The sequence below is a fragment of the Xanthomonas arboricola pv. guizotiae genome, from assembly GCF_002940205.1.
GTDB lineage: Bacteria > Pseudomonadota > Gammaproteobacteria > Xanthomonadales > Xanthomonadaceae > Xanthomonas > Xanthomonas arboricola_C.
In genome coordinates, this window is sequence record NZ_MDSK01000093.1 from 1 (window position 1) to 1,404 (window position 1,404).

Below are 1,404 nucleotides of genomic sequence, written 5' to 3' on the forward strand. Positions count from 1 at the left end.
ACTTCTGCGTTGCGGCACATCGAAAACGTCAACCGCCTTGGCAGAACCGAGCACGACCACTGGCGAACGCAAACCGGCTGCCGCAGGCTGCGCGACTCGCGGCTTGCGCCACGCCGGGTCAAGGGCGGCACGCAGCCACTTTCGTGCAGTACACCAGGGACATCCGATGAACCTTTCTCTTCGCACCATCGTGGCGACCGCCGTTGCCGCCTGCGTGCCGCCTTGCACGGCCGTGGCCGCCGACTGGTACGTCGCGCCCACCGGCAACGACACCAATCCCGGCACCCGCGCCGCCCCCTTTGCCAGCGTGATGGCTGCGCAGGCCGCCGCGTCCAGTGGCGATACCGTCTACCTGCACGGCGGCACCTATCGCCTGACCAGCGCCAACATCAGCGTGGTGCGGCAGCCCTACGCCGTGGTCAACGAGATCACCAAGCCCGGCATCGCCTACGTCAATGTCGCCAACGAGCGACCGGTGTTCGACTTCTCTGCGGTGACGCCCACCGGCCTGCGCGTGGCCGCATTCCGGGTGGCCAGCAACAACTGCGTCTTTCGCGGATTCGAGGTGGTGGGTGTGCGGATCACCATGGCAGACCGCCCGACCCAGTCCGAAGCATTCCGCGTTGACCGCGGCAACGGCAACCTGTTCGAGAATCTGGCGATCCACGACGGCCAGGCGATCGGCTGGTACCTGGTTTCGGGCAGCAACAACCGGGTACACAACGTCGATGCCTATAACAACCGCGGACTCAATGCCTTCTCCGATGGAAATATCGACGGTTTCGGCGTGCACCCGACGCTTGCGGGAAGCACCGGAAACCTCATCGAAGGCAGCCGCGCATGGTTCAACAGCGACGATGGCTTCGACCTGATCAACGCCGCTGCCGCAATCACCCTGCAACGCAACTGGTCGTTCTACAACGGGTACGACAGCGCATTCACCCCGCTGGGCAATGGCGCAGGCTTCAAGGCCGGCGGCTACGGCCGCAACGGAAGCGTTTATCTCAAGCCGGTGCCGCACCATAGCGTGCGGTTCAATCTGGCAGTGGGCAATCGATCCAACGGCCTCTACGCCAATCACCACATCGGTGGGCAGGAGTGGATCAGCAACACATCGATCAAGAACGTCCGCGCCAACTACGACATGCAGTCCACCTTGAGCGACAACCTCACCGACGTGCCGGGATACGACCACGATCTGGCCAATAACCTGGGATTCGGCACGCGCATCGAAATGATCAACCTGGGGTCTGCGAGCGAGAACGATATCGGCCGCAATTCGTTCAATCTTCCCCTTGTCGTCAGTGCGGGCGATTTCGTCAGCCTGGACGAGCGCCAGCTCATGCGTCCGCGCCAGGCCAACGGCGACCTACCCATCATCACCTTCGCCACCCTGGCACCGGG

1 protein-coding gene is annotated in these 1,404 nt (G+C 63.5%); it reads left to right on the forward strand.

Features of this window, described 5'->3' with window-relative positions:
- Positions 1–166 precede the first annotated feature (166 nt).
- On the forward strand, positions 167–1,404 hold a 1,238-nt coding region (locus XarbCFBP7408_RS21935), incomplete at its 3' end, for a right-handed parallel beta-helix repeat-containing protein (RefSeq protein ID WP_104564693.1).